Annotated in this window: 24 protein-coding genes and 2 tRNA genes; 20 read left to right on the plus strand and 6 right to left on the minus strand. The window is 53.4% G+C overall.

Annotated features, from left to right (window positions below):
- Positions 1-41 precede the first annotated feature (41 nt).
- On the minus strand, positions 42-1,475 hold the full coding sequence (gene dacB / locus ACE3MN_RS02715; RefSeq protein WP_024358753.1) for a serine-type D-Ala-D-Ala carboxypeptidase: 1,434 nt from the start codon (positions 1,473-1,475) through the stop codon (positions 42-44).
- Positions 1,476-1,708: 233 nt separating this feature from the next.
- Between dacB and greA the strand changes: the two genes are divergently transcribed.
- Positions 1,709-2,185, plus strand: coding sequence for a transcription elongation factor GreA (gene greA, locus ACE3MN_RS02720; protein ID WP_004125674.1), 477 nt, complete (start codon positions 1,709-1,711; stop codon positions 2,183-2,185).
- Between the two features lie 152 nt (positions 2,186-2,337).
- Here greA and yhbY read toward each other — a convergent pair whose 3' ends face one another.
- Entirely contained in the window at positions 2,338-2,631 is a 294-nt protein-coding gene (yhbY, locus tag ACE3MN_RS02725; RefSeq protein WP_004139797.1) for a ribosome assembly RNA-binding protein YhbY, read from the minus strand.
- A 124-nt stretch (positions 2,632-2,755) separates the two neighbouring features.
- Between yhbY and rlmE the strand changes: the two genes are divergently transcribed.
- The 6 genes from rlmE to ACE3MN_RS02755 all read left to right on the plus strand — a co-directional run bounded on the left by rlmE (position 2,756) and on the right by ACE3MN_RS02755 (position 8,355).
- Positions 2,756-3,385, plus strand: a complete 630-nt coding sequence (gene rlmE / locus ACE3MN_RS02730; RefSeq protein WP_004106110.1) for a 23S rRNA (uridine(2552)-2'-O)-methyltransferase RlmE — start codon at positions 2,756-2,758, stop codon at positions 3,383-3,385.
- Positions 3,386-3,484: 99 nt separating this feature from the next.
- Positions 3,485-5,419, plus strand: coding sequence for an ATP-dependent zinc metalloprotease FtsH (gene ftsH, locus ACE3MN_RS02735; protein WP_004139802.1), 1,935 nt, complete (start codon positions 3,485-3,487; stop codon positions 5,417-5,419).
- Positions 5,420-5,516: 97 nt separating this feature from the next.
- A complete protein-coding gene (folP, locus tag ACE3MN_RS02740; protein ID WP_004125673.1) occupies positions 5,517-6,365 on the plus strand; it encodes a dihydropteroate synthase in 849 nt (282 codons plus the stop codon).
- A complete protein-coding gene (glmM, locus tag ACE3MN_RS02745) occupies positions 6,358-7,695 on the plus strand; it encodes a phosphoglucosamine mutase (protein ID WP_024358752.1) in 1,338 nt (445 codons plus the stop codon). The genes folP and glmM overlap by 8 nt, the downstream gene beginning before the upstream one ends.
- 229 nt (positions 7,696-7,924) lie before the next feature.
- Positions 7,925-8,254 carry a preprotein translocase subunit SecG gene (secG, locus tag ACE3MN_RS02750; protein WP_004106103.1) on the plus strand — a complete coding sequence of 110 codons (330 nt, stop codon included), beginning with the start codon at positions 7,925-7,927 and terminating at the stop codon, positions 8,252-8,254.
- A gap of 14 nt (positions 8,255-8,268) precedes the next feature.
- Positions 8,269-8,355: transfer RNA gene (locus ACE3MN_RS02755), tRNA-Leu, on the plus strand.
- A 152-nt stretch (positions 8,356-8,507) separates the two neighbouring features.
- Here ACE3MN_RS02755 and argG read toward each other — a convergent pair.
- Positions 8,508-9,851, minus strand: a complete 1,344-nt coding sequence (gene argG, locus ACE3MN_RS02760; protein ID WP_004139807.1) for an argininosuccinate synthase — start codon at positions 9,849-9,851, stop codon at positions 8,508-8,510.
- A gap of 307 nt (positions 9,852-10,158) precedes the next feature.
- Between argG and ACE3MN_RS02765 the strand changes: the two genes are divergently transcribed.
- From ACE3MN_RS02765 to ACE3MN_RS02825, 13 genes are all read left to right on the plus strand, one after another.
- Positions 10,159-10,235, plus strand: a tRNA-Met gene (locus ACE3MN_RS02765).
- Positions 10,236-10,441: 206 nt separating this feature from the next.
- Positions 10,442-10,894: a ribosome maturation factor RimP gene (gene rimP, locus ACE3MN_RS02770; RefSeq protein ID WP_004139810.1), complete on the plus strand. Its 453-nt coding sequence runs from the start codon at positions 10,442-10,444 to the stop codon at positions 10,892-10,894.
- 27 nt (positions 10,895-10,921) lie between these two features.
- Complete coding sequence (gene nusA / locus ACE3MN_RS02775; protein ID WP_004125657.1) at positions 10,922-12,409, plus strand: transcription termination factor NusA; 1,488 nt, start codon at positions 10,922-10,924, stop codon at positions 12,407-12,409.
- A 24-nt stretch (positions 12,410-12,433) separates the two neighbouring features.
- A complete protein-coding gene (gene infB, locus ACE3MN_RS02780) occupies positions 12,434-15,124 on the plus strand; it encodes a translation initiation factor IF-2 (protein ID WP_004125655.1) in 2,691 nt (896 codons plus the stop codon).
- A gap of 91 nt (positions 15,125-15,215) precedes the next feature.
- Positions 15,216-15,617 (plus strand): 30S ribosome-binding factor RbfA, encoded by a 402-nt coding sequence (gene rbfA, locus ACE3MN_RS02785; protein WP_004106092.1) that lies wholly within the window; start codon positions 15,216-15,218, stop codon positions 15,615-15,617.
- Positions 15,617-16,561, plus strand: a complete 945-nt coding sequence (gene truB, locus ACE3MN_RS02790) for a tRNA pseudouridine(55) synthase TruB (protein ID WP_024358750.1) — start codon at positions 15,617-15,619, stop codon at positions 16,559-16,561. The genes rbfA and truB overlap by 1 nt, the downstream gene beginning before the upstream one ends.
- Positions 16,562-16,708: 147 nt before the next feature.
- Positions 16,709-16,978 (plus strand): 30S ribosomal protein S15, encoded by a 270-nt coding sequence (rpsO, locus tag ACE3MN_RS02795; protein WP_002918244.1) that lies wholly within the window; start codon positions 16,709-16,711, stop codon positions 16,976-16,978.
- A gap of 241 nt (positions 16,979-17,219) precedes the next feature.
- Positions 17,220-19,358 (plus strand): polyribonucleotide nucleotidyltransferase, encoded by a 2,139-nt coding sequence (gene pnp / locus ACE3MN_RS02800; protein WP_004139819.1) that lies wholly within the window; start codon positions 17,220-17,222, stop codon positions 19,356-19,358.
- Positions 19,359-19,465: 107 nt separating this feature from the next.
- Positions 19,466-20,350 (plus strand): lipoprotein NlpI, encoded by an 885-nt coding sequence (nlpI, locus tag ACE3MN_RS02805; RefSeq protein WP_004139820.1) that lies wholly within the window; start codon positions 19,466-19,468, stop codon positions 20,348-20,350.
- 100 nt (positions 20,351-20,450) lie between these two features.
- On the plus strand, positions 20,451-20,531 hold the full coding sequence (gene yrbN, locus ACE3MN_RS02810; RefSeq protein WP_085903200.1) for a protein YrbN: 81 nt from the start codon (positions 20,451-20,453) through the stop codon (positions 20,529-20,531).
- On the plus strand, positions 20,524-22,485 hold the full coding sequence (locus ACE3MN_RS02815) for a DEAD/DEAH family ATP-dependent RNA helicase (protein ID WP_024358749.1): 1,962 nt from the start codon (positions 20,524-20,526) through the stop codon (positions 22,483-22,485). Before yrbN ends, ACE3MN_RS02815 begins: the two co-directional genes overlap by 8 nt.
- A gap of 144 nt (positions 22,486-22,629) precedes the next feature.
- The gene (gene mtr / locus ACE3MN_RS02820) at positions 22,630-23,874 is read left to right on the plus strand and encodes a tryptophan permease (RefSeq protein WP_004139822.1); all 1,245 of its coding nucleotides are present in this window, start codon (positions 22,630-22,632) and stop codon (positions 23,872-23,874) included.
- Positions 23,875-23,972: 98 nt separating this feature from the next.
- Positions 23,973-24,914, plus strand: a complete 942-nt coding sequence (locus ACE3MN_RS02825) for a LysR family transcriptional regulator (RefSeq protein WP_102650352.1) — start codon at positions 23,973-23,975, stop codon at positions 24,912-24,914.
- Here ACE3MN_RS02825 and ACE3MN_RS02830 read toward each other — a convergent pair.
- From ACE3MN_RS02830 to madL, 3 genes are read right to left on the minus strand one after another with little or no spacing between them, the layout of a single operon-like run.
- Positions 24,877-25,308: a HutP family protein gene (locus ACE3MN_RS02830; protein ID WP_098363486.1), complete on the minus strand. Its 432-nt coding sequence runs from the start codon at positions 25,306-25,308 to the stop codon at positions 24,877-24,879. The genes ACE3MN_RS02825 and ACE3MN_RS02830 overlap by 38 nt on opposite strands.
- A gap of 43 nt (positions 25,309-25,351) precedes the next feature.
- Positions 25,352-26,122, minus strand: a complete 771-nt coding sequence (gene madM, locus ACE3MN_RS02835) for a malonate transporter subunit MadM (RefSeq protein WP_004139827.1) — start codon at positions 26,120-26,122, stop codon at positions 25,352-25,354.
- Complete coding sequence (gene madL, locus ACE3MN_RS02840) at positions 26,122-26,517, minus strand: malonate transporter subunit MadL (RefSeq protein WP_024358747.1); 396 nt, start codon at positions 26,515-26,517, stop codon at positions 26,122-26,124. Before madL ends, madM begins: the two co-directional genes overlap by 1 nt.
- Between the last annotated feature and the right edge of the window lie 215 nt (positions 26,518-26,732).

The following is a 26,732-nucleotide window of genomic DNA, read 5'->3' on the forward strand; positions in this document are numbered from 1 at the left end:
GGTACACAAAAAGGGCCGCATATGATGCGGCCCTTTTGCTTTTAGTTGTTCTGGTACAGGTCCTTGTACAATCGGCTTTCGAAGCGCACCAGCGGAATGCGGCGATTACGCTGGTCGGCCGGAGGCACGGCGTAGCCAGACAAATATTGCACGAACGCAATCTTCTGGCCGCTGGCGGTAGTGATGAAACCGGCCAGGTTATACACCCCTTGCAGTGAACCCGTTTTCGCCGAAACTTTGCCATCAACGCCAGCCTGATGCAGACCCGCACGGTATTGCAGAGAACCGTCGTGGCCGGCCAGAGGCAGCATCGAGATAAAGTTGAGCTCGTTATCGTGCTGGGCGATGTACTGCAGCACCTGCATCATCGTGGCTGGCGCGATGAGGTTATGGCGCGATAGACCTGAGCCATCGGCAATAATGGTATTGCCGAGATCGACACCGGCCTGCTGGCGCAGGATCTGCCGTACGGCATCGGATCCGGCTCGCCAGGTACCCGGTACGCTGAAGCGGGCATGCCCAATGGTGCGGAATACCGTATCGGCGATCATGTTGTCCGATTTTTTCAACATAATACGCAGCAGATCGTGCAGCGGTGCAGATTGGGTGCTCGCCAGTACGGTACCCGGATCGTTCGCCAGCGTCTGACGCAGCAGCGTGCCGCTCCAGGTGATGTCGGCATCGGTCAGCTCCGCTTTCAGAATCGCACCGGCGTAGCTGGCGCCATCCTGGATGGCGAAAGCCAGCGGCAGCGGTTCGCTGCGCTGCGGCAGACAGCCGGTCAGGGTGTATCGGTTCAGATCGCCGGGAACCACGTCAAGCTCACAGTACTGTGCTTCAGAAGAGCCGCGCGCCAGCGTTCGTACCTGGCTGAACATGGTCACCGGGTAGTAAGACGCCACGCGGATAAACGCCAGATCGCCCGGTTTTTGCGCGCTATAGAGCGAGATGGAGAAACAGTTTCGATCGACAATAGCTGCCGCCGGCGGGGCGCTAAAGCACTGCGTCATATCATTCCAGGGCCAGCCCGGCGCTTTGTCATGGCTGGCGAAGATGGAGGTATCGATCAGGACATTACCTTCAATTCGCTGGACGCCGGCTTTCTTCAGCGTGGCCACCATATTACGAATATCCTGACGCCGAAGGGTAGGATCGCCGCCAAAGCGCGCAATGAGGTCGCCTTTCAGGACACCGCCATCGAGACTGCCTTTCGTTTCCAGCGTGGTGGTGAAGCGGAAGTCCGGACCCAGCTGCAGCAGCGCAGCAAGTGCGGTTATCACCTTTTGGGTGCTGGCCGGAAGCGCCATCTGCTGGCTATGATAGTCTATCTCCGGCGTTGGGGATCCCACCTTCTGCGCCATAAAGGCAAGGTTTGCGCCCGCAGGAAGCTGGTTGATGTACTCGTCAATATTCGCCGCCTGAGCGCTAAACGCTATACCGGCGGTCAATCCGATGATAAATCTGGGAAATCGCATAATCTCGCGCTAACAGCCTGAAACCAGTCCGTCATACTACGGTGCATCGCCCTGTAAAGTAAACGATGACCCATAGTGAACTTCAGGGTAAAATACGTATCAAATTGAAAATTGCTGCTGACCTGGGGATGACTTTCCGGGTCGGTTTTCTTTTGCTCCGGCCCTGCTCAAGTCTTGACCGGCTGCGGAGCGGTGTTGTCTGCTCCATGAAGGAATGAAAAGAGGTATAACAAATGCAAGCTATTCCGATGACCTTACGTGGCGCTGAAAAACTGCGCGAAGAACTGGATTTCCTGAAGTCCGTACGTCGTCCTGAAATCATCGCGGCCATCGCTGATGCGCGCGAGCACGGCGATCTGAAAGAAAATGCTGAGTATCATGCTGCCCGCGAACAGCAGGGCTTCTGTGAAGGCCGCATTAAGGATATTGAAGCAAAGCTGTCGAACGCGCAGGTTATCGACATCACTAAAATGCCTAACAATGGCCGGGTGATTTTTGGTTCGACGGTCAGCGTTCTGAATCTCGATACGGATGAAGAGCAAACTTATCGTATCGTCGGCGATGATGAGGCCGATTTTAAGCAAAATCTGATCTCTGTTAACTCACCGATTGCACGTGGTTTAATCGGTAAAGAGCAGGATGATGTTGTGGTAATCCGTACACCGGGCGGTGAAGTCGAATTCGAAATTCTGAAGGTTGAGTACCTTTAATCCGAATTTAACGCTACGATGTTGATGGATTGTAAAGAAAGGAAAAAGGCCGCGTAGCGGCCTTTTATCAGCGTCCGGAGCATGGCATTTTGCTCGTCTACCCGCAGAAAACCCTCGATTTACACAAAGTTGTGTCGATAACCAGGATATTCTTAGCGTGGCAGCGAGATTTTACGCTCTTTAGTCGGGCGGTACAGAACCAGCGTTTTACCGATGACCTGTACATTACAGGCGCCGGTTTCGCGCACGATAGCTTCCACGATCAAGGTTTTAGTTTCGCGATCTTCCGAGGCGATCTTCACCTTGATAAGTTCATGGTGCTCTAACGCTTGTTCAATCTCGGCCAGTACCCCTTCGGTCAAACCATTGTTGCCAAGCATAACTACCGGCTTGAGCGGATGTGCCAGACCTTTCAGGTGCTGTTTTTGTTTAGTACTCAGATTCATCGTATTTTTTTGCTTACGTTGGGATTGAAAACGGTTCATTCTACCGCCATCTCCCATATATCGCCAAACTACCGCGTCGATTTTTACGTCGCGAAGTACGATGAACCCGAAATGGGAATGTTAAATGACAGGTAAAAAGCGTTCTGCCAGCTCAAGTCGTTGGCTTCAGGAACACTTTAGCGATAAATATGTTCAGCAGGCACAGAAAAAGGGGTTACGTTCCCGTGCCTGGTTTAAACTTGATGAAATACAGCAAAGTGACAAGATTTTTAAACCGGGGATGACGATAGTTGACCTCGGCGCTGCACCCGGTGGCTGGTCGCAATACGCGGTTACGCAGATCGGTAACAGCGGCCGCATCATTGCTTGCGATCTTCTACCTATGGATCCAATCGTTGGTGTGGACTTCCTTCAGGGCGACTTTCGTGATGAATTAGTCCTGAAAGCGTTACTTGAGCGTGTAGGTGACAGTAAAGTACAAGTTGTCATGTCCGATATGGCGCCAAATATGTGTGGAACACCGGCGGTGGATATTCCCCGGGCCATGTATCTGGTGGAACTGGCGCTTGGAATGGCTCGTGATGTCTTAGCGCCAGGTGGTAGTTTTGTAGTGAAGGTGTTCCAGGGCGAAGGCTTCGATGAGTATCTAAGAGAGATTCGCTCCCTGTTTACGAAGGTCAAAGTTCGTAAGCCGGACTCTTCTCGCGCCCGTTCGCGTGAAGTGTATATTGTAGCGACCGGGCGTAAACCATAACCGGCAGATTTCAAACGAAAGTTTGAAAGACGCTGGATATAGAGTATCCTGACGCTGTTTTTAACACAGTTGTAATATGAGGTTAATCCCTTGAGTGACATGGCGAAAAACCTAATACTCTGGCTGGTCATTGCCGTTGTGCTGATGTCAGTATTCCAGAGCTTTGGGCCCAGCGAGTCGAATGGCCGCAAGGTGGATTATTCTACCTTCCTGCAGGAGGTCAATCAGGACCAGGTTCGCGAAGCGCGTATCAACGGACGTGAGATAAACGTTACCAAGAAAGATAGTAACCGTTACACGACCTACATCCCGGTGAACGATCCTAAGCTGCTTGATAACCTTCTGACTAAAAACGTCAAGGTGGTTGGTGAGCCGCCAGAAGAGCCGAGCCTGCTGGCTTCTATCTTCATCTCCTGGTTCCCGATGCTGCTTCTTATCGGCGTCTGGATCTTCTTTATGCGCCAGATGCAGGGCGGCGGTGGCAAAGGTGCCATGTCGTTCGGTAAGAGTAAGGCGCGTATGCTGACGGAAGACCAGATCAAAACCACTTTTGCCGACGTCGCCGGTTGTGACGAAGCGAAAGAAGAAGTGGCTGAACTGGTTGAATACCTGCGCGAGCCGAGCCGTTTCCAGAAGCTGGGCGGTAAAATCCCGAAAGGCGTCCTGATGGTCGGCCCTCCGGGTACCGGTAAAACCTTGCTGGCAAAAGCCATCGCGGGTGAAGCTAAGGTTCCATTTTTTACGATTTCCGGTTCTGACTTCGTTGAAATGTTCGTTGGTGTCGGTGCATCCCGCGTGCGTGACATGTTCGAACAGGCCAAGAAAGCGGCTCCGTGCATCATCTTTATCGATGAAATCGACGCCGTGGGCCGCCAGCGTGGTGCGGGCTTAGGTGGCGGTCACGATGAACGTGAACAGACCCTGAACCAGATGCTGGTTGAGATGGACGGCTTTGAGGGTAACGAAGGTATCATCGTTATCGCGGCAACCAACCGCCCGGACGTTCTTGACCCTGCGCTGCTGCGTCCAGGCCGCTTTGACCGTCAGGTTGTGGTAGGTCTGCCGGACGTTCGCGGTCGCGAACAGATTCTGAAAGTGCATATGCGCCGCGTACCGCTGGCGCCGGATATCGACGCGGCAATTATTGCCCGCGGTACGCCGGGCTTCTCCGGTGCTGACCTGGCAAACCTGGTGAACGAAGCGGCGCTGTTTGCGGCTCGTGGCAACAAGCGCGTTGTATCGATGGTTGAATTCGAGAAAGCGAAAGACAAAATCATGATGGGTGCGGAACGTCGCTCCATGGTGATGACGGAAGCGCAGAAAGAGTCCACCGCATATCACGAAGCGGGCCATGCGATTATTGGCCGCCTGGTGCCGGAACACGATCCGGTGCACAAAGTGACGATTATCCCGCGCGGTCGCGCACTGGGTGTCACCTTCTTCCTGCCTGAAGGCGACGCGATCAGCGCCAGCCGTCAGAAGCTGGAAAGCCAGATTTCAACCCTGTACGGCGGTCGTCTGGCGGAAGAGATTATCTACGGCGTAGAGCATGTTTCTACCGGCGCGTCGAACGACATTAAAGTCGCGACTAACCTGGCGCGTAACATGGTCACCCAGTGGGGCTTCTCTGACAAACTCGGCCCGCTGCTGTATGCCGAAGAAGAAGGTGAAGTTTTCCTTGGCCGCAGCGTCGCGAAAGCGAAGCATATGTCCGATGAAACGGCGCGTATTATCGACCAGGAAGTGAAGTCACTGATTGAGCGTAACTACAATCGTGCACGCCAGCTCCTGAACGATAACATGGACATCCTGCACGCGATGAAAGATGCGCTCATGAAATATGAAACCATCGACGCCCCGCAGATTGATGACCTGATGGCTCGCCGCGATGTTCGCCCCCCAGCTGGCTGGGAAGAACCGGGTTCATCCAACAATTCTGACAACAATGGCACCCCTCGTGCTCCGCGTCCGGTCGATGAACCGCGTACGCCAAACCCGGGCAATACCATGTCAGAACAGCTGGGCGACAAATAAGTTAGCCGTTATTGACGCTGTTGTACTTTTTAAAACCCCTGAGCGTATGCTCCGGGGTTTTTCTTTTTCAACCTTTCTCTGACTCAGGGATTTAGCGATGAAACTTGTAGCCCAGGGCTCAACCCTCGATCTCTCTCATCCACATGTGATGGGTATTCTTAACGTTACTCCTGATTCTTTCTCTGACGGCGGGACTCACAACACGCTGGTCGAAGCCGTTAAACACGCCAATCTGATGATCAATGCCGGGGCGACTATCATTGATATCGGTGGGGAGTCGACGCGTCCGGGGGCTGCGGATGTCAGCGTCGAGGAAGAACTGGCGCGAGTCATTCCGACGGTGGAGGCGATTGCCCAGCGCTTTGAGGTCTGGATCTCCGTTGATACCTCAAAACCGGAAGTGATTCGCGAGTCGGCGCGTGTTGGCGCGCATATCATCAATGATATCCGTTCGCTGACCGAACCGGGAGCGCTGGAGGCTGCGGCTGAAACGGGCTTGCCGGTATGTCTGATGCATATGCAGGGTCAGCCGAAGACAATGCAGGACGCGCCGAAGTACGCGGACGTGTTTGCTGACGTTGAGCGCTTTTTTGTCGAACATATTGTGCGCTGCGAACGGGCCGGTATCGCAAAAGATAAATTGTTGCTCGACCCGGGATTCGGTTTCGGTAAAAATCTTTCTCATAATTATGAACTGCTTGCCCGACTTGGAGAGTTCCATCATTTTGGTCTTCCGCTGCTGGTAGGTATGTCGCGTAAGTCGATGGTAGGTCAGTTGCTTAATGTCGGGCCGACGGAGCGCCTGAGTGGCAGCCTGGCCTGTGCTGTCATTGCTGCAATGCAGGGCGCGCAGATAATTCGCGTCCATGATGTCAAAGAAACGGTAGAAGCGCTGCGCGTGGTGGAAGCTACCCTGGCCGCTAAGGAAAATAAACGTTATGAGTAACCGCAAATATTTTGGTACGGATGGTATTCGTGGCCGCGTAGGCGATGCGCCAATAACGCCAGAATTTGTGTTAAAGCTGGGCTGGGCGGCAGGTAAGGTACTGGCAAGGCACGGCTCACGGAAGATTATTATTGGTAAAGATACCCGTATTTCAGGCTATATGCTGGAGTCCGCGCTGGAGGCTGGCCTGGCCGCCGCGGGATTATCCGCTTCTTTTACCGGCCCGATGCCAACGCCGGCAATTGCCTATCTGACGCGCACCTTCCGCGCGGAAGCCGGGATTGTGATTTCCGCTTCGCATAATCCGTTCTATGACAACGGCATCAAATTCTTCTCTATCGAGGGCACGAAGCTTCCTGATGAGGTAGAGGAAGCCATTGAAGCTGAAATGGAAAAAGAACTCACCTGCGTGGATTCCGCCGAGCTGGGTAAAGCCAGCCGTATCGTCGACGCTGCCGGTCGTTATATCGAGTTTTGCAAAGGCACTTTCCCGAACGAGCTGAGCCTCAACTCTTTAAAAGTGGTGGTCGATTGCGCTCACGGGGCGACATATCACATTGCGCCGAACGTTTTCCGCGAGTTGGGCGCTCAGGTCATTGCGATGGGCTGTGAGCCTGATGGTCTCAACATCAATGAAGAAGTCGGGGCGACGGACGTTCGTGCTCTGCAGGCGCGCGTGCTGGCGGAAAAGGCCGATCTGGGCATTGCTTACGATGGCGATGGCGATCGGGTCATTATGGTGGACCATGAAGGCAACAAAGTCGACGGTGACCAGATCCTCTATATCATTGCCCGTGAGGGCCTGCGTCAGGGGCAGCTGCGGGGCGGCGCTGTCGGGACGCTGATGAGCAATATGGGTCTCGAACTGGCGCTCAAACAGCTGGGTATTCCTTTTGTTCGCGCCAAAGTGGGCGACCGCTATGTGCTGGAGAAGCTGCAGGAGAAGGGCTGGCGCATTGGCGCGGAAAACTCCGGTCATGTGATCTTACTGGATAAAACCACTACGGGTGATGGGATTGTCGCCAGCCTGCAGGTTGTGGCGGCAATGGTGCGTAACCATATGAGCCTGCACGACCTGTGCAGCGGAATGAAAATGTTCCCGCAGCTTCTGGTTAACGTTCGCTTTACGGAAGGTAGCGGTAACCCGCTGGAACATGAGCACGTCAAAGCGGTAACGGCAGAAGTGGAAGCGGCGCTGGGGAATCGGGGCCGCGTACTGCTGCGTAAATCAGGCACTGAGCCGCTGATTCGCGTTATGGTGGAAGGCGAGCATGAAGAACAGGTGCACGAATTTGCCCACCGTATCGCTGATGCGGTGAAAAGCGTTTAATCTCTCTTGCTAAGTGACTAAAAAGGCGACGCTTGCCGCCTTTTTAGTCGACAATAAATCGCTTTTTGCTGTTTTTTTCCGCACTTGATACAATGCGCTGAAATTGCCCTTGCGAAGGTCATTCGCTTTGGTTAGTATTCACACCCGCTTCAGTGGGAAACGTTGAAACGTCCCGCTTTATTGGTCGAAGCACTTGGTATGCGGCAAATCCGCAAGGAACAGGTTGATTATGTACGAAGCTCTTTTAGTTGTTTTCCTTATTGTGGCGATTGGCCTTGTTGGTCTGATTATGCTGCAGCAAGGTAAAGGCGCTGATATGGGAGCCTCCTTCGGAGCAGGCGCTTCCGGCACTCTGTTTGGATCCAGCGGTTCAGGTAATTTTATGACCCGCATGACTGGTATCCTGGCTGCGCTGTTCTTCATCATCAGTCTGGCGCTGGGCAATATCAACAGCAACAAGACCAATAAAGGAAGTGAGTGGGATAATCTGAGCGCTCCGAAAACTGAGCAAACTCAGCCGACAGCTCCGGCGCAGCCGAGCAGCGATATCCCGCACTGATAAGTAGTATCCGTACCGAGGTGGTGGAATTGGTAGACACGCTACCTTGAGGTGGTAGTGCCCTAACGGGCTTGTGGGTTCGAGTCCCATCCTCGGTACCAATTTCTTAAAAAAAGACGCTGAAAAGCGTCTTTTTTTCGTCCAGAGAAAGGTGAACGGCAGCATCAGTGCCGGATATTCCACGTCGCTTTGGCGCGGATATTTCTGCATAAAAAAGGCCGCTCGCGCGGCCTTCACTATTTTCTCTGGAACGTTACTTAGATTTACTTTCCAGATTTTCTACCTGCGGCAAGCCGGTGGCGGAAGAGGCGGTCAGCAGTCCGGACTGCGCGTAGCCAAATAGCTTATCGCGGGTATCGGTGATATCCAGGTTGCGCATCGTCAGCTGGCCGATACGGTCCTCGGCGGAGAACATCGAGTCACCTTTTTCCATCGTCAGACGCTCTGCTTTATAGGTCAGATTATCAGAGACGGTATTGAGGATGGAGTAGTCGTTGCCGCGACGCAGTTCAAGCGTCACTTCGCCGGTGATTTGGCTAGCCACCCAGCGCTGCAGTCCGTCGCGCAGCATCAGCGCCTGGGAATCGAACCAGCGCCCCTGATACAGCAGACGACCCAGCTGACGACCGTGCGCATGATATTGCTCGATGGTATCTTCATTGTGAATACCGGTCAGCAGACGCTCGTAGGCGATATGCAGCAGCGCCATGCCCGGGGCTTCATAAATGCCGCGGCTCTTCGCTTCGATGATACGGTTTTCGATCTGATCGCTCATACCCAGACCATGGCGGCCGCCGATGCGGTTAGCTTCCAGCATCAGTTCAACGTCATCGCTAAAGGTTTGTCCGTTCAGCGCAACCGGGTGGCCCTGTTCAAAGCGAACGGTGACTTCTTCCGCCGGGATTTTGACGCTTTCGTCCCAGAACTTGACGCCCATAATCGGGTTCACAATCTTGACGCTGGAGTTCAGGAACTCGAGATCTTTCGCTTCGTGTGTGGCGCCCAGCATATTGGAGTCGGTTGAGTAGGCTTTTTCTACGGACATTTTATAGTCAAATCCGCAGGAAATCATAAACTCTGACATCTCCTGACGGCCGCCCAGCTCGTCGATAAAGTCGCTATCCAGCCATGGTTTGTAAATTTTCAGCTCAGCATTGGTCAGCAGGCCGTAGCGATAGAAACGTTCAATATCGTTACCTTTATAGGTACTGCCATCGCCCCAGATATTGACGCCGTCTTCCTTCATGGCAGCGACCAGCATGGTACCGGTCACCGCGCGGCCCAGCGGGGTGGTGTTAAAGTAGGTTAATCCGCCGGTGGTGTTATGAAATGCTCCGCACTGAATCGCGGCAATGCCTTCGGCAACCAGCTGTTTACGGCAATCGATCAGACGAGCCCCTTCAGCACCATATTCTTTGGCACGACGAGGAATGGCATCGTAATCGTCTTCGTCTGGCTGTCCCAGGTTTGCAGTATATGCATAAGGGACTGCACCCTTTTTACGCATCCACAGCAGCGCGGCGCTGGTATCCAGCCCACCAGAAAAAGCAATACCAATACGTTGGCCTACCGGGAGATGCTTGAGAATCGTCGTCATAAAATAAAACCCTGCTAGATAGACTGTGGTGAGTTCAACTCAACAATCTTTATTGCATGTTTATGCATTAATTGTGAGTTTTCATTTAATCATCTTTTGCTGGCGACAGGAAGAGGCAGAGCCTATTTTTGCCAAAAAAGCCTGAAATACCAGCATGAACCGAAACCTGCAATGTGAAATTCATGTTGACAAAATATATGAAGTATCAATACAATTCACTACGATTTTATGTCCCGTCTCTCGGTACCAAATCCCAGCAGTATTTGCGTCTTTTGCTCAAAACGAGTAAAATATGCCACGTTTCAGGCGCGGGGTGGAGCAGCCTGGTAGCTCGTCGGGCTCATAACCCGAAGGTCGTCGGTTCAAATCCGGCCCCCGCAACCACTTTCCCATTAAGTACTTTTTCAAATATACTGTGAGGACCGGGTCCTTCGTAGACGAATTTGAAAGAATTCTTCTGGAAAGTGTTCCAGATCGCAGTTGCGATCTCAGGGTTCAGTTATCTAAAGCCCCGATTTATCGGGGTTTTTTGTTATCTGACTTCAGAATAACTGGGCTATACGCCCTTTTTTTATGTCTTGGGGGTGGGTTTGTCCACATTAGAGCAAAAATTAACAGAGATGCTCACTGCGCCAGTTGAAGCGCTTGGCTTTGAGCTGGTCGGCATCGAATTTATTCGCGGTCGCACGTCCACACTGCGCATCTATATTGATAGTGACGATGGCATCAATGTTGATGATTGTGCTGATGTGAGCCACCAGGTCAGTGCTGTCATGGACGTCGAAGACCCGATTACAGTCGCTTATAACCTGGAAGTCTCTTCCCCTGGTCTCGATCGTCCCATGTTCACCGCCGAGCACTATGAGCGTTTCATTGGTGAAGAAGTTTCGCTGGTTTTGCGCATGGCGGTACAGAACCGACGCAAATGGCAGGGCCTTATCAAAGCGGTAGACGGTGAGATGATCACGGTAACCGTCGAAGGCAAAGATGAAGTGTTCGCGCTGAGTAACATCCAGAAGGCGAACCTGGTTCCCCACTTTTAACAGTCTGGATTGAGGTGAAAGGCCCCGATGAACAAAGAAATTTTGGCTGTTGTTGAAGCCGTTTCCAACGAAAAGGCGCTGCCGCGTGAGAAAATTTTCGAAGCGTTGGAAAGTGCGTTAGCGACGGCTACCAAGAAAAAATATGAGCAAGAGATCGACGTGCGCGTAGAAATCGATCGCAAAAGCGGTGATTTCGATACTTTCCGTCGCTGGTTGGTAGTTGAAGAAGTCACTCAGCCGACGCGCGAAATCACGCTGGAAGCTGCGCGCTACGAAGATGAAAGCATGAATCCTGGCGATTACGTCGAAGACCAGATTGAATCTGTCACCTTTGACCGTATCACTACGCAGACCGCCAAGCAGGTTATCGTACAAAAAGTACGTGAAGCCGAACGTGCGATGGTCGTCGATCAGTTCCGTGAGCACGAAGGTGAAATCATCACGGGCGTAGTGAAGAAAGTGAACCGCGACAACATTACGCTGGATCTGGGCAACAACGCTGAAGCCGTGATCCTGCGTGAAGATATGCTGCCGCGCGAGAACTTCCGTCCGGGTGACCGTATCCGCGGCGTACTGTACGCAGTTCGTCCGGAAGCGCGCGGCGCGCAGCTGTTCGTGACTCGCTCCAAGCCGGAAATGCTGGTTGAACTGTTCCGCATTGAAGTACCGGAAATTGGTGAAGAAGTTCTCGAAATTAAAGCGGCGGCTCGCGATCCTGGCTCTCGTGCCAAAATCGCCGTTAAAACTAACGACAAGCGTATCGATCCGGTTGGCGCCTGCGTCGGTATGCGCGGCGCGCGCGTTCAGGCTGTCTCGACTGAACTGGGCGGCGAGCGTATCGATATCGTGCTGTGGGACGATAACCCGGCGCAGTTCGTGATTAACGCCATGGCTCCGGCTGACGTCGCATCTATCGTGGTAGATGAAGACAAGCACACCATGGATATCGCAGTCGAAGCGGGCAACCTGGCGCAGGCCATTGGCCGTAACGGTCAGAACGTACGTCTGGCATCTCAGCTCAGCGGCTGGGAACTCAACGTCATGACCGTTGACGACCTCCAGGCTAAGCATCAGGCCGAAGCCCATGCAGCGATTGATACCTTCACTAAATATCTTGATATTGATGAAGATTTCGCCACGCTGCTGGTTGAAGAAGGTTTCGCCACTCTGGAAGAACTGGCCTATGTGCCAATGAAGGAACTGCTGGAAATCGACGGTCTGGATGAAGCAACCGTTGAAGCACTTCGTGAGCGGGCGAAAAACGCGCTGACCACGCTGGCGCTGGCCAAAGAAGAGAGCCTGGGAGACAGCAAACCTGCCGACGATCTTTTGAATCTCGAAGGTATGGATCGCGCTCTGGCATTCACCCTGGCCGCCCGTGGTGTTTGTACGCTGGAAGATCTCGCCGAGCAGGGCATTGATGATCTGGCTGATATCGAAGGCTTGACCGACGAGAAAGCCGGAGAACTTATCATGGCCGCTCGTAATATTTGTTGGTTCGGCGACGAAGCGTAATAAACTGTAGCAGGAAGGAACAGCATGACAGATGTGACCATTAAAGCGCTGGCCTCAGAGATTCAGACCTCTGTGGATCGCCTGATACAGCAGTTTGCTGATGCAGGGATCCGCAAATCGGCTGATGATTCTGTGACCGCGCAAGAGAAGCAAACCTTGTTGACGCACCTGAACCGTGAACACGGCTCGGCGCCCGACAAGCTGACGCTGCAGCGCAAAACGCGCAGCACGTTAAATATTCCGGGTACCGGTGGAAAGAGCAAATCGGTACAAATCGAAGTCCGCAAGAAACGCACCTTTGTGAAACGCGATCCGCAAGAGGCCGAACGCCTTGCCGCGGAAGAGCAGGCGCAGCGTGAAGCGGAAGAGCAAGCCCGTCGTGAAGCTGAAGAATCAGCCAAACGCGAGGCGCAATTAAAAGCTGAACGTGAGGCCGCAGAACAAGCGAAACGTGAACTCGCCGATAAAGCGAAACGTGAAGCCGCGGAAAAAGACAAAGTGAGCAATCAACAAACCGACGATATGACCAAAACCGCCCAGGCTGAAAAGCAACGCCGCGAAAATGAAGCAGCGGAGCTCAAGCGCAAATCGGAAGAAGAAGCACGCCGCAAACTTGAAGAAGAAGCGCGCCGTGTAGCGGAAGAAGCACGCCGTATGGCTCAAGAAAATGAAAAGAACTGGACTGAAGCGCCAGAAACGCCTGAAGAGACCACTGACTATCACGTAACGACTTCTCAGCATGCTCGTCAGGCTGAAGACGACAACGATCGTGAAGTTGAAGGCGGTCGCGGCCGCGGACGTAATGCGAAAGCAGCGCGCCCGGCGAAGAAAGGCAATAAACACGCTGAATCGAAAGCCGATCGTGAAGAAGCCCGTGCGGCCGTTCGCGGCGGTAAAGGCGGTAAGCATCGTAAAGGTTCTGCTCTGCAGCAAGGTTTCCAGAAGCCGGCTCAGGCGGTTAACCGTGATGTCATTATCGGCGAAACCATCACCGTTGGCGATCTGGCCAACAAGATGGCCGTCAAAGGTTCTCAGGTCATCAAAGCGATGATGAAACTGGGCGCCATGGCGACCATCAACCAGGTCATCGACCAGGAAACCGCGCAGCTGGTTGCCGAAGAGATGGGCCACAAGGTTATCCTGCGTCGTGAAAACGAGCTGGAAGAAGCGGTAATGAGCGACCGTGACACCGGCGCAGCGGCTGAACCGCGCGCACCGGTAGTGACCATCATGGGTCACGTTGACCACGGTAAAACCTCTCTGCTGGACTACATTCGTTCAACGAAAGTGGCCTCTGGCGAAGCGGGCGGCATCACCCAGCACATCGGTGCGTACCATGTTGAAACCGACAACGGTATGATCACCTTCCTGGATACCCCGGGCCACGCCGCGTTTACCTCTATGCGTGCTCGTGGTGCGCAGGCGACGGATATCGTGGTTCTGGTTGTGGCGGCAGACGACGGCGTGATGCCGCAGACCATCGAAGCTATCCAGCACGCGAAAGCGGCGCAGGTACCTCTGGTCGTTGCGGTGAACAAAATCGATAAGCCGGAAGCTGACCTGGATCGCGTTAAAAACGAACTGTCTCAGTACGGCGTTATGCCGGAAGAGTGGGGCGGCGAAGCGCAGTTCATCCCTGTATCCGCTAAAGCCGGTACCGGTATTGACGATCTGCTGAATGCTATTCTGCTGCAGGCGGAAGTTCTGGAGCTGAAAGCGGTTCGCAACGGTATGGCGAGCGGCGCGGTGATCGAATCCTTCCTCGATAAAGGTCGTGGTCCGGTTGCAACCGTTCTGGTACGCGAAGGTACGCTGCATAAAGGCGACATCGTCCTGTGCGGTTTCGAATACGGTCGCGTTCGTGCGATGCGTAACGAACTGGGTCTGGAAGTGCTGGAAGCGGGTCCATCCATTCCGGTGGAAATCCTCGGCCTGTCTGGCGTACCGGCTGCCGGTGACGAAGTGACCGTCGTGCGTGACGAGAAGAAAGCGCGTGAAGTTGCGCTGTATCGTCAGGGCAAATTCCGTGAAGTTAAACTGGCTCGTCAGCAGAAATCTAAGCTGGAGAACATGTTCGCCAACATGACTGAAGGCGAAGTTCACGAAGTGAACATCGTCCTCAAAGCGGACGTTCAGGGTTCTGTGGAAGCGATCTCCGACTCCTTGCTGAAACTGTCTACCGACGAAGTGAAAGTGAAGATCATTGGTTCCGGCGTAGGTGGTATCACCGAAACCGACGCAACCCTGGCGGCCGCATCCAACGCGATTCTGGTTGGCTTTAACGTTCGTGCTGACGCATCTGCGCGTAAAGTTATCGACGCGGAAAGCCTGGATCTGCGCTACTACTCCGTCATCTACCATTTGATCGACGAAGTGAAAGCAGCGATGAGCGGCATGCTGTCTCCGGAACTGAAACAGCAGATCATCGGTCTGGCTGAAGTGCGTGATGTGTTCAAATCGCCGAAATTCGGCGCCATCGCGGGCTGTATGGTCACCGAAGGTACGATTAAGCGTCACAACCCAATCCGCGTTCTGCGCGACAACGTGGTTATCTATGAAGGCGAGCTGGAATCCCTGCGCCGCTTTAAAGATGACGTTAACGAAGTCCGTAACGGCATGGAATGTGGTATCGGCGTTAAGAACTACAACGACGTTCGCGTCGGCGATATGATCGAAGTGTTCGAAATCATCGAGATTCAACGTACCATCGATTAATCGTTTAGTAGGCCGGGGAAGCGCAGCGCCACCCGGTTATACAAAATTAAAGGGGGCCGCGTGGCCCCCTTATTTGTCTGGAGAATTTATTATGGCGAAAGAATTTGGTCGCCCGCAGCGTGTGGCCCAGGAGATGCAAAAAGAGATCGCAATCATCCTGCAGCGCGAAATTAAAGACCCGCGTCTGGGCATGATGACCACGGTTTCAGGTGTCGAAATGTCCCGCGATCTGGCCTATGCCAAAGTGTTTGTGACCTTCCTGAACGATAAAGACGAAGCCGCCGTGAAAGCGGGCATCAAGGCTTTGCAGGAAGCGTCTGGTTTTATTCGCTCGCTGCTGGGCAAAGCGATGCGCCTGCGTATCGTGCCTGAACTGACGTTTTTCTACGATAATTCGTTAGTCGAAGGGATGCGCATGTCGAATCTGGTCACCAGCGTGGTGAAACATGACGATGAGCGTCGTGTGAACCCGGACGACAGCAAGGAGGACTAATGAGTCGTCCTCGTCGTCGCGGCCGCGATGTGCACGGCGTTCTGTTGCTGGATAAACCGCAAGGCGCATCCAGCAACGACGTGTTGCAGAAAGTCAAACGGCTTTATAACGCCAACCGGGCAGGGCACACGGGCGCGCTGGATCCGCTGGCGACCGGTATGCTGCCGATTTGCCTCGGGGAAGCGACAAAGTTTTCCCAGTATCTGCTCGATTCTGACAAGCGCTACCGCGTGATTGCAAAGCTCGGCCAGCGCACCGATACCTCTGATGCCGATGGCCAGGTGGTGGAAGAGCGTCCGCTGGCTTTTAGCCCGGAGCAGCTGGCAGCCGCGCTTGACGGCTTCCGCGGCGAAACTCAGCAGATACCGTCGATGTATTCGGCGTTGAAATACCAGGGCAAAAAGCTGTACGAATATGCCCGCCAGGGCATTGAAGTACCGCGTGAATCCCGGCCGATTACGGTATACGAACTGCTATTTATTCGTCATGAGGGTAGCGAGCTTGAGCTGGAAATCCACTGCTCGAAAGGCACCTACATTCGCACGATTATTGATGATTTAGGCGAGAAACTAGGATGCGGCGCGCACGTCACTTTTCTCCGTCGCCTGGCGGTCAGTAAATATCCTGTCGAACGAATGGTGACGCTGGAGCAACTGCAGGCGCTGGTCGAGCAGGCCAATGCGCAGGATATTCCCGCCGCTCAGCTGCTGGACCCGCTGCTGATGCCGATGGACAGTCCGGCTTCGGATTACCCGTTGATTAATATTCCGGAAACCTCAGCCGTCTACTTTAAAAACGGTAACCCGGTTCGTACATCGGGCGCGCCGCTACAGGGGCTGGTTCGCGTCACGGAAGGCGCGGAAGAGAAGTTTCTTGGTATGGGTGAAATTGATGATGAAGGCCGCGTTGCGCCTCGTCGTCTGGTGGTTGAATACCCTGCCTGAGCGCTTTCCTTGCGATAAAAGGCTGCTGCGAGTAGAATATCGCCGCTTAACGCTCGCCAAAGTGATTTAACATTTGCGAGCGTTATATCAGGGGTTGCTGAATTAGAGATCGGCACCCTTTCTTTCTTTTAATTTTGGAGTTCGAAAATGTCTCTAAGCGTTGAAGCTAAAGCAAAAATCGTTTCTGAGTTCGGTCGTGGCGAAAACGACAGCGGTTCTACTGAAGTTCAGGTTGCACTGCTGACTGCACAGATCAACCACCTGCAGGGTCACTTTGCAGAGCACAAAAAAGATCACCACAGCCGTCGTGGTCTGCTGCGCATGGTTTCTCAGCGTCGTAAACTGCTCGACTACCTGAAACGTAAAGATGTTGCACGTTACTCTGCGCTGATCGAGCGTCTGGGTCTGCGTCGCTAATTCTGCGAGTTTCAGAAGAAGGGGCCTCACGGCCCCTTTTTTCGACCGGGCGGCAGCAATTCATTAAAAACTCATGTATTGTTGCTATTAATGATCTTCATGCAGAGGTTCGCGCGGCTAATGAGAGGCTTGACTCGCAGGGGCGGGTAAAGGTTGTCATTAGTCGCGAGGATGCAGAAGATCGGGTCATACGATGTCTTATCGTGGATTTGACATCATCTATAGATATAAGGATAGAATTTTGCTTAATCCGATCGTTCGTAAATTCCAGTACGGCCAACATACCGTAACCCTGGAGACCGGCATGATGGCGCGCCAGGCAACTGCCGCCGTTATGGTTAGCATGGATGACACCGCGGTATTCGTTACCGTTGTGGGCCAGAAAAAAGCGAAACCAGGCCAGGATTTCTTCCCGCTGACCGTTAACTATCAAGAGCGTACCTACGCTGCAGGTAAAATCCCGGGTGGTTTCTTCCGTCGTGAAGGCCGTCCGAGTGAAGGCGAAACCCTGATCGCGCGTCTGATTGACCGCCCGGTTCGCCCGCTGTTCCCGGAAGGTTTTGTCAACGAAGTTCAGGTTATTGCGACCGTGGTTTCCGTTAACCCGCAGGTTAACCCGGATATCGTCGCGATGATTGGCGCTTCCGCAGCCCTGTCCCTATCCGGTATTCCGTTCAACGGCCCAATTGGCGCCGCTCGCGTCGGTTATATTAATGACCAGTACGTGCTGAACCCGACCCAGGAAGAGCTGAAGTCCAGCAAACTGGATCTGGTTGTTGCAGGTACCGAAGCCGCAGTACTGATGGTTGAATCCGAAGCTGAACTGCTGAGCGAAGACCAGATGCTGGGCGCGGTCGTGTTTGGTCACGACCAGCAGCAGATTGTTATTCAGAACATCAACGACCTGGTGAAAGAAGCCGGTAAACCGCGTTGGGACTGGCAGCCGGAAGTGGTTGATGCGGCGCTGAACGCGCGCGTTGCCGCGCTGGCTGAATCTCGCCTGAGCGATGCTTACCGTATCACCGACAAACAGGAGCGTTATGCTCAGGTTGATGCGATCAAATCTGAAACTATCGCGACCCTGGTTGCGGAAGATGAATCCCTGGACGCTAACGAACTGGGTGAAATCCTGCACGCAATCGAGAAAAACGTGGTGCGTAGCCGCGTACTGGCCGGTGAGCCGCGTATCGATGGTCGTGAAAAAGATATGATTCGTGGTCTGGACGTTCGCACCGGCGTTCTGCCGCGTACCCACGGTTCCGCACTCTTTACTCGTGGCGAAACTCAGGCGCTGGTTACCGCGACCCTGGGTACCGCACGCGACGCGCAGAACATCGATGAGCTGATGGGCGAGCGCACGGATTCCTTCCTGTTCCACTATAACTTCCCTCCGTACTCCGTAGGCGAAACGGGAATGGTCGGTTCTCCGAAGCGTCGTGAAATCGGTCACGGTCGTCTGGCTAAGCGCGGCGTCCTGGCCGTTATGCCGACTATCGAAGAGTTCCCGTACACCGTTCGCGTGGTTTCTGAAATCACCGAATCTAACGGTTCCTCCTCCATGGCTTCCGTCTGTGGCGCTTCTCTGGCGCTGATGGACGCAGGCGTGCCGGTGAAAGCCGCCGTTGCGGGTATCGCAATGGGTCTGGTGAAGGAAGGCGACAACTTCGTCGTACTGTCTGACATTCTGGGCGATGAAGATCACCTGGGCGATATGGACTTCAAAGTAGCGGGTTCCCGCGAAGGTATCTCTGCGCTGCAGATGGATATCAAAATTGAAGGTATCACCAAAGAGATCATGCAGGTTGCTCTGAACCAGGCTAAAGGTGCGCGTCTGCACATCCTGGGCGTGATGGAACAGGCGATTAACGCGCCGCGCGGCGATATCTCCGAATTCGCACCGCGTATCCACACGATCAAAATCAGCCCGGACAAAATTAAAGACGTTATCGGTAAGGGCGGCTCCGTTATCCGCGCGCTGACCGAAGAGACCGGCACCACTATCGAAATCGAAGATGACGGTACCGTTAAAATCGCAGCAACCGATGGCGACAAAGCGCAGCACGCGATTCGTCGTATCGAAGAGATCACCGCTGAGATCGAAGTTGGCCGTATCTATAACGGTAAAGTGACCCGCATCGTTGACTTTGGCGCGTTTGTTGCCATTGGCGGCGGTAAAGAAGGCCTGGTTCACATCTCTCAGATCGCCGACAAGCGCGTTGAGAAAGTGACCGACTATCTGCAGATGGGTCAGGAAGTGCCGGTTAAGGTTCTGGAAGTTGACCGTCAGGGCCGTGTCCGTCTGAGCATCAAAGAAGCAACTGAACAAACTCAGCCTGCGGCTGCGCCGGAAGCTCCGGCTGCCGAACAGCAGGGCGAGTAAGGTTGCCGTTTGCCCTCCGCATAGCGGAGGGCGCATTACGGGCAGGACGCCCTGTTTGCAGCCGGGGAACTGGACGTTCATCCAATCGTTGTCTTCGGGAGTGGGAAATGAAGCCTTTTTTGCGCTGGTGTTTCGTGGCGACAGCTCTCACGCTGGCAGGATGCAGCAACTCTGCCTGGCGTAAGGACGCAGTCCTCGCGGTGCCATTGCAACCGACTTTGCAGCAAGAAGTGATTCTGGCGCGCATGGAACAAATTCTTGCCAGTCGGGCTTTAACCGATGACGAACGCGCACAGCTTTTATATGAGCGCGGAGTGTTGTATGATAGTCTCGGTCTGAGGGCATTAGCGCGAAATGATTTTTCACAAGCGCTGGCAATCCGACCGGATATGCCTGAAGTATTCAATTACTTAGGCATTTATTTAACGCAGGCAGGCAATTTTGATGCTGCCTATGAAGCGTTTGATTCTGTACTTGAGCTTGATCCAACTTACAACTACGCGCACTTAAATCGCGGCATCGCCCTGTATTACGGCGGTCGTGCTAAGTTAGCGCAAGATGATCTGCTGGCGTTTTATCAAGACGATCCCAATGATCCTTTCCGAAGCCTGTGGCTTTATCTCGCCGAGCGTCAGCTCGATGAGAAGCAGGCGCTTGAAGCACTGAGACAGCGCTTAGACAAGTCGGATAAAGAACAATGGGGATGGAACATTGTCGGGTTCTACCTTGGCGACATTAGCGAAAAAGAGCTAATGACCCGTCTGAAGGCAGACGCAACGGATAACACCTCGCTCGCTGAGCATCTCAGTGAAACCAACTTCTATTTAGGTAAGTACTACCTAAGTCTGGGGGACAAGGACAGCGCTACGGCACTGTTCAAACTGGCGGTCGCAAACAACGTTCATAACTACGTTGAGCACCGATACGCATTGTTGGAATTATCGCTCTTGGGCCAGGAGCAAGATGACCTGGCAGAATCGGACCAGCAATAGCTGACGAACACATCAGCCCTTTTTTGATTGCCATCACCTTTGCGGGTGAGGGCGTTGTTGTTCGTTAATACACCTACTTTGAGCCGGTTCACACTTTTCAATGAAAATTACCGTAAATTTTCACGATGAGTTATGTAGACTGGCCGCCATTAATTTTGAGGCACACGTACTACATGGCTGAATTCGAAACCACTTTTGCAGATCTGGGCCTGAAGGCTCCCATCCTTGAAGCGCTTAACGATCTGGGTTACGAAAAACCATCTCCGATCCAGGCTGAGTGCATTCCGCATCTGCTGGGCGGCCGCGACGTTCTGGGTATGGCCCAGACGGGTAGCGGTAAAACCGCAGCGTTCTCTTTACCGCTGCTGAACAACCTTGATCCTGAGCTGAGAGCACCGCAGATTCTGGTGCTGGCGCCGACCCGCGAACTGGCGGTACAGGTAGCTGAAGCAATGACGGATTTCTCTAAACATATGCGCGGCGTAAACGTGGTTGCCCTCTACGGCGGCCAGCGTTATGACGTGCAGCTGCGCGCGCTGCGTCAGGGACCGCAAATTGTTGTTGGTACCCCGGGTCGTCTGCTGGACCACCTGAAACGCGGTACGCTGGATCTCTCTAAGCTGAGCGGTCTGGTTCTGGATGAAGCTGACGAAATGCTGCGCATGGGCTTCATCGAAGACGTAGAAACGATTATGGCGCAGATCCCGGAAGGTCATCAGACCGCTCTGTTCTCCGCCACCATGCCGGAAGCGATTCGTCGTATTACCCGCCGCTTTATGAAAGAGCCGCAGGAAGTGCGCATCCAGTCGAGCGTAACGACTCGTCCGGACATCAGCCAGAGCTACTGGACTGCTTACGGTATGCGTAAAAACGAAGCGCTGGTGCGTTTCCTGGAAGCGGAAGATTTTGATGCGGCGATTATCTTCGTTCGTACCAAAAACGCGACCCTGGAAGTGGCCGAAGCGCTGGAGCGTAGCGGCTATAGCAGCGCTGCGCTGAACGGCGATATGAACCAGTCCCTGCGTGAGCAGACTCTGGAGCGTCTGAAAGACGGTCGTCTGGATATCCTGATTGCAACCGACGTTGCGGCCCGTGGCCTGGACGTTGAGCGTATCAGCCTGGTAGTTAACTACGATATCCCGATGGATTCCGAGTCTTATGTTCACCGTATCGGCCGTACCGGTCGTGCGGGTCGTGCTGGTCGTGCGCTGCTGTTCGTTGAGAACCGCGAGCGTCGTCTGCTGCGCAACATCGAACGTACGATGAAGCTGACCATTCCGGAAGTTGAACTGCCGAACGCAGAACTGCTGGGCAAACGTCGCCTGGAAAAATTTGCCGCGAAAGTTCAGCAGCAGCTGGAAAGCAGCGATCTGGATCAGTACCGCGCGCTGCTGGCGAAAATCCAGCCGTCTGCCGAAGGCGAAGAGCTGGATGTGGAAACACTGGCCGCCGCGCTGCTGAAAATGGCTCAGGGCGAACGTCCGCTGATCCTGCCGCCGGATGCGCCAATGCGTCCTAAGCGCGAGTTCCGCGACCGTGACGATCGTTTTGAGCGTCGTGGCGACCGTAACGACCGTGGCCCGCGCGGCGACCGTCCTGAACGCAGCGGCGAAGATCGTCCTAAGCGTGAACGTCGTGACGTTGGCGATATGGAACTGTACCGCATTGAAGTGGGCCGTGATGACGGCGTTGAAGTACGTCATATCGTTGGCGCAATCGCCAACGAAGGCGACATCAGCAGCCGTTACATTGGTAACATCAAGCTGTTTGGTTCTCACTCCACTATCGAACTGCCGAAAGGCATGCCGGGCGAAGTGCTGCAGCACTTTACGCGTACCCGCATCCTGAACAAGCCGATGAACATGCAGCTGCTGGGTGATGCTCAGCCGCGTCCTGAGCGCAGCGGCGAACGTCGTGGCGGCGGTGAGCGTCGTGAAGGCGGTCGTAGCTTCGGCGGCGGTGAACGTCGTGAAGGTCGTGGTTTCGGCGGCGAGCGTCGCGAAGGCGGCCGTAGTGAAGGTCGTCGTTTCAGCGGCGAACGTCGTGAAGGCGGCCGCGCGCCGCGCCGCGATGATGCTTCAGCTCCGCGTCGCGATGACTCCGCAGGTCGTCGTCGTTTCGGTGGCGATGCATAATTAGCGCTTTCCGCTAACGTAAAGTAAACGATACAGCCCCGATCTTAACGATTGGGGCTTTTTTTATTTCCTTTGTACTCGTGTACTGGTACAGTGCGTCACGTTGATAACAACAAAAGTATTTTCGACTGGAGATTTCGGCAAATGGCGACACTTACCACTACGGCAACCCGACCGTCCTTGTTTGGCGGCGTAGTGATTATTGGCGGGACGATTATTGGGGCGGGGATGTTCTCACTGCCGGTTGTGATGTCCGGCGCGTGGTTCTTCTGGTCTCTGGCGGCGCTGGTTTTTACCTGGTTTTGTATGCTTCACTCCGGGTTAATGATCCTCGAAGCGAACCTGAATTATCGCATTGGCTCCAGCTTCGATACCATTACCAAAGATTTGCTCGGTAAGGGCTGGAATCTGCTTAACGGCGTGTCGATCGCCTTTGTGCTTTATATTCTGACTTACGCCTATATCTCCGCCAGCGGCTCGATCCTGCACCATACGTTTAGCGAAATGTCGCTGAACGTCCCGGCAAGGGCGGCAGGTTTTGGTTTTGCCCTGCTGGTGGCGTTTATCGTCTGGCTGAGTACCAAAGCGGTGAGCCGCATGACGGCCATTGTGCTCGGGGCGAAGGTTATTACTTTCTTTCTGACCTTTGGCAGCCTGTTGGGACACGTTCAGCCGACCACCCTGTTTAACGTTGCTGAAAAGAATGCCTCGTATCTGCCCTACCTGCTGATGACGCTGCCGTTCTGCCTCGCGTCCTTCGGCTATCACGGCAATGTGCCGAGCCTGATGAAGTACTACGGCAAAGATCCGCGCACAATCGTTAAGTGCCTGGTTTACGGTACGCTGCTGGCGCTGGGTCTGTACGTGGTGTGGCTGCTGGTGACGATGGGCAATATCCCTCGTCCGGAGTTTATCGGTATCGCGCAGAAGGGGGGCAATATTGATGTCCTGGTCCAGGCGCTCAGCGGGGTACTGAATAGCCGGAGTCTGGATCTGCTGTTAGTGATCTTCTCAAACTTTGCCGTAGCCAGCTCATTCCTTGGCGTCACTCTCGGCCTGTTTGATTATCTGGCGGATCTTTTCGGTTTCGACGACTCCGCGCTGGGACGCTTTAAAACCGCGATTTTCACCTTTGTCCCGCCAATGGTGGGCGGCCTGCTGTGGCCGAACGGGTTCCTCTACGCGATCGGCTATGCGGGTCTGGCGGCGACCATCTGGGCGGCAATCGTACCGGCGCTGCTGGCTCGCGCATCGCGTAAACGCTTTGGCAGCCCATTGTTTCGCGTTTGGGGCGGAAAGCCGATGATTGCTTTGGTCCTGCTGTTTGGTCTGGGCAACGTGATTGTGCATTTCCTGTCGAGCTTTAATGTATTACCCACCTATCAATAATTGAATTTTCCGCTGAGCCAGATTTAACGATCTGGCTCAAAAAATATTTTCTTTATTTCTCTTACTATGAATATTGTCTTGAATAAGGGAATATTTATATGCTGAATAACGATATTACTCTGCGGAAGCTCGAGATTTTCCTTAGCTATATGGAGTCGATGAATATATCAAAAACTGCAGAGCTAATGAACATTTCATCCGTTAGCGTTCATCGCGCGCTTCATTCGCTGGAAGATAATTTACGCTGTCCTTTGTTTACCCATAATGGCCGCAATCTTTATCCTTTACCTGGCGCATGGGTTATGCAAAAGGAAGCGCGGGAAGTCATTAATGCACTGGAACGCTGTATTTATCTTACCCGCAAGGCTTCGGGGTATCATTCTCAGGTTTTACGTTTAGGGCTACTTTATTCGCTAGTGTTAAAAACCGCACCGCAAATTGTTCAGGGATTGAAAAAACGCTGCCCGGAACTGTCCATTGAATTTATCATGAACTCTAATAAGAAATTATTAGAAGCGCTTAATGAAGAGAAGATTGATGCGGTTCTGATATCGACTCCTGATGATTATAACGCCCAGTTATTTGAGACATGGACCATATTCTCTGATTCCATCTACCTTGCAGTTCCGGTAACCGAAGCGGATAGCTTATCGACCCCCGTAGATTTACGGCATCTGCAAAATAAAAAGTTTATTGCCTTGAGCGAAGGCTTCGCGACCTGGCGAGGATTTCAGGAGGCCTTTCAGATTGCTGGATTTACGCCCGACATTACCGTCCGGGTACATGATATTTTTTCACTGATGAGTATGGTGAATGCCGGCATGGGCTATACCTTAATTCCGGGGCGGATGCGCGGCCTGTTCAGTAACGGCATTCGCCTGCTGCCGCTGCAGGAGCCCTATCGAATGGAACAGGAAATTTCGCTGGTCTTCCCGCGTAGCCAGGAAAATCAGCCGGGTCTGCTGTCCTTACTAGCCGAGTGCCGTATGTACGCCAGACAGCTTATGATGGAGAAAAGCGAGACAGAGAAAACCCCGTAAGCTCATGACTCAATCGCTGATAGAACACGCTTTCGCCGTAGATAGCGACGGCAAGCCACTTTGGATTACTGACTAAGGCTATTTTTATTCTCATCCGATCGCCATTGATGCTGTTCGCTAAAGCATGGGTCAGCGCCTGATGGCTGACCTGACATAACGTAAAAATGGCCGATTCCTGGCGCGTAATTATCTGATGCTTAAACGCGCAGCCGATGATACAGCGCTGTAGTTTATTTTTTATTTCATCCGATGTCCCGGTCATAAAAACAAAACCCACCTTATGTTCGGGCTTATCCGCTAATAGCTTCTGGCGAAAATTATCTTCGTCTTCTTGCGTACAAAGTGAGGCCAGAAGCGCGATTTGCCCAGGTTTCATGCGCTGAAATGAGTACATTGAACATCCCTTGCGCCTGCTGCATCACAGCAGGCGTCCGTCATTAAAAGAAGGGGGTTAAAGAGAGATAGAGGGCCGAAGGGGCCAGCAGACAGCCAAGGCCGGTATAAAAGGTTGCCGTCATTGCGCCATAGGGAACGAGTTTCGGGTCCGTGGCCGCCAGACCCGCGGCGACTCCGCTGGTGGAGCCCATTAGCCCGCCGTAGACGATAGCGGCGGCAGGCGAGTTCAGGCCCGCGGCTTTCGCTACCAGCGGCGTTAAGATCATGACGGCAATAGACTTAATCACGCCGGCGGCGATGCTCAGCGCGATAACATCCGAGCTTGCGCCAAGCGCTGCGCCGGTTACCGGGCCGACGATGAAGGTTACGGCCCCCGCGCCAATGGTCGCCATGCTGATGGCGTCGGTATAGCCAAAAGCCCAGGCGACAATCGCCCCGAGATAAAAAGAGAGCACCGTCGAGATAACCAGCGCCAGCGCGCCAGCCATGCCGGCTTTTTTCAGTTCTTCAAGCTTAACGCCGAAGGCGGTGGAAATGATGGCGAAATCGCGGAACATACCGCCGCCCATCAGCGCAATACCGCTGAACAAGCTGATATCGGCCAGACCTTTTTTACCGCCGGTCAGTTCCCCGCCAAGCCAGGCCAGCAGCAATCCGGCGACGATGGCAATAGCTGAGCTGTGGATCTTGCCGCGAAGCAGATGCGTTGAGATCCAGCTTGCGGCCCAGCATACGATACCCACCACGACAAAAGCGGTAATCAAACCGTTGCTGGTGAAGCTACCGGTTAGAATCTTTGTCAGCTGTTCCATTATTTACACTCCTCGCTAACGGCGGAGCTTTCCTGATGGTCGCGACCGCCGATTTTGCTCAAAGGCTTAATCAGCAGAAAACCAATAAAAACGGCGCCAACGCCGGCAATCAAGGCAACCGGACCGCCTTTAAGGGCGGCGATAACGTTCTGGTTTGCCGACATAGCGACGACAATCGGGATATACATTGCATTCCAGAAACCTACCCCCTGTTCCGCAGGCTTGGAGAGCAATCCTTTATCCACTAATTTTTGTGACACGATAACTAAAAACAGCATCGCGAAGCCGATGCCGCCGATATTGGCGGAAATACCCAAGACCAGGCCAAGAAGATCGCCCACGATTAGCCCGGCGAACATGCACAGTCCCATTAACATCAATCCGTAAATAATCATGATGTTTCTCTTTGTCTATCCATACTAAAAGCGAATTACACAACGCGGGTTGATAATGCCCGCGTTGGAGAAATGACAAAAAATTAATCAGCGGCTTTTAGCATAGTGCGTTTTTATTTGCGGACATTCGTAAGAATACAGGTTTGCTCAGTCACTATGATTTATCATATCAGCAAGCAAAATGCTTACTGATATGACATTAACATAGAAATAAT

The sequence above is a fragment of the Klebsiella grimontii genome, assembly GCF_042137965.1.
GTDB lineage: Bacteria > Pseudomonadota > Gammaproteobacteria > Enterobacterales > Enterobacteriaceae > Klebsiella > Klebsiella grimontii.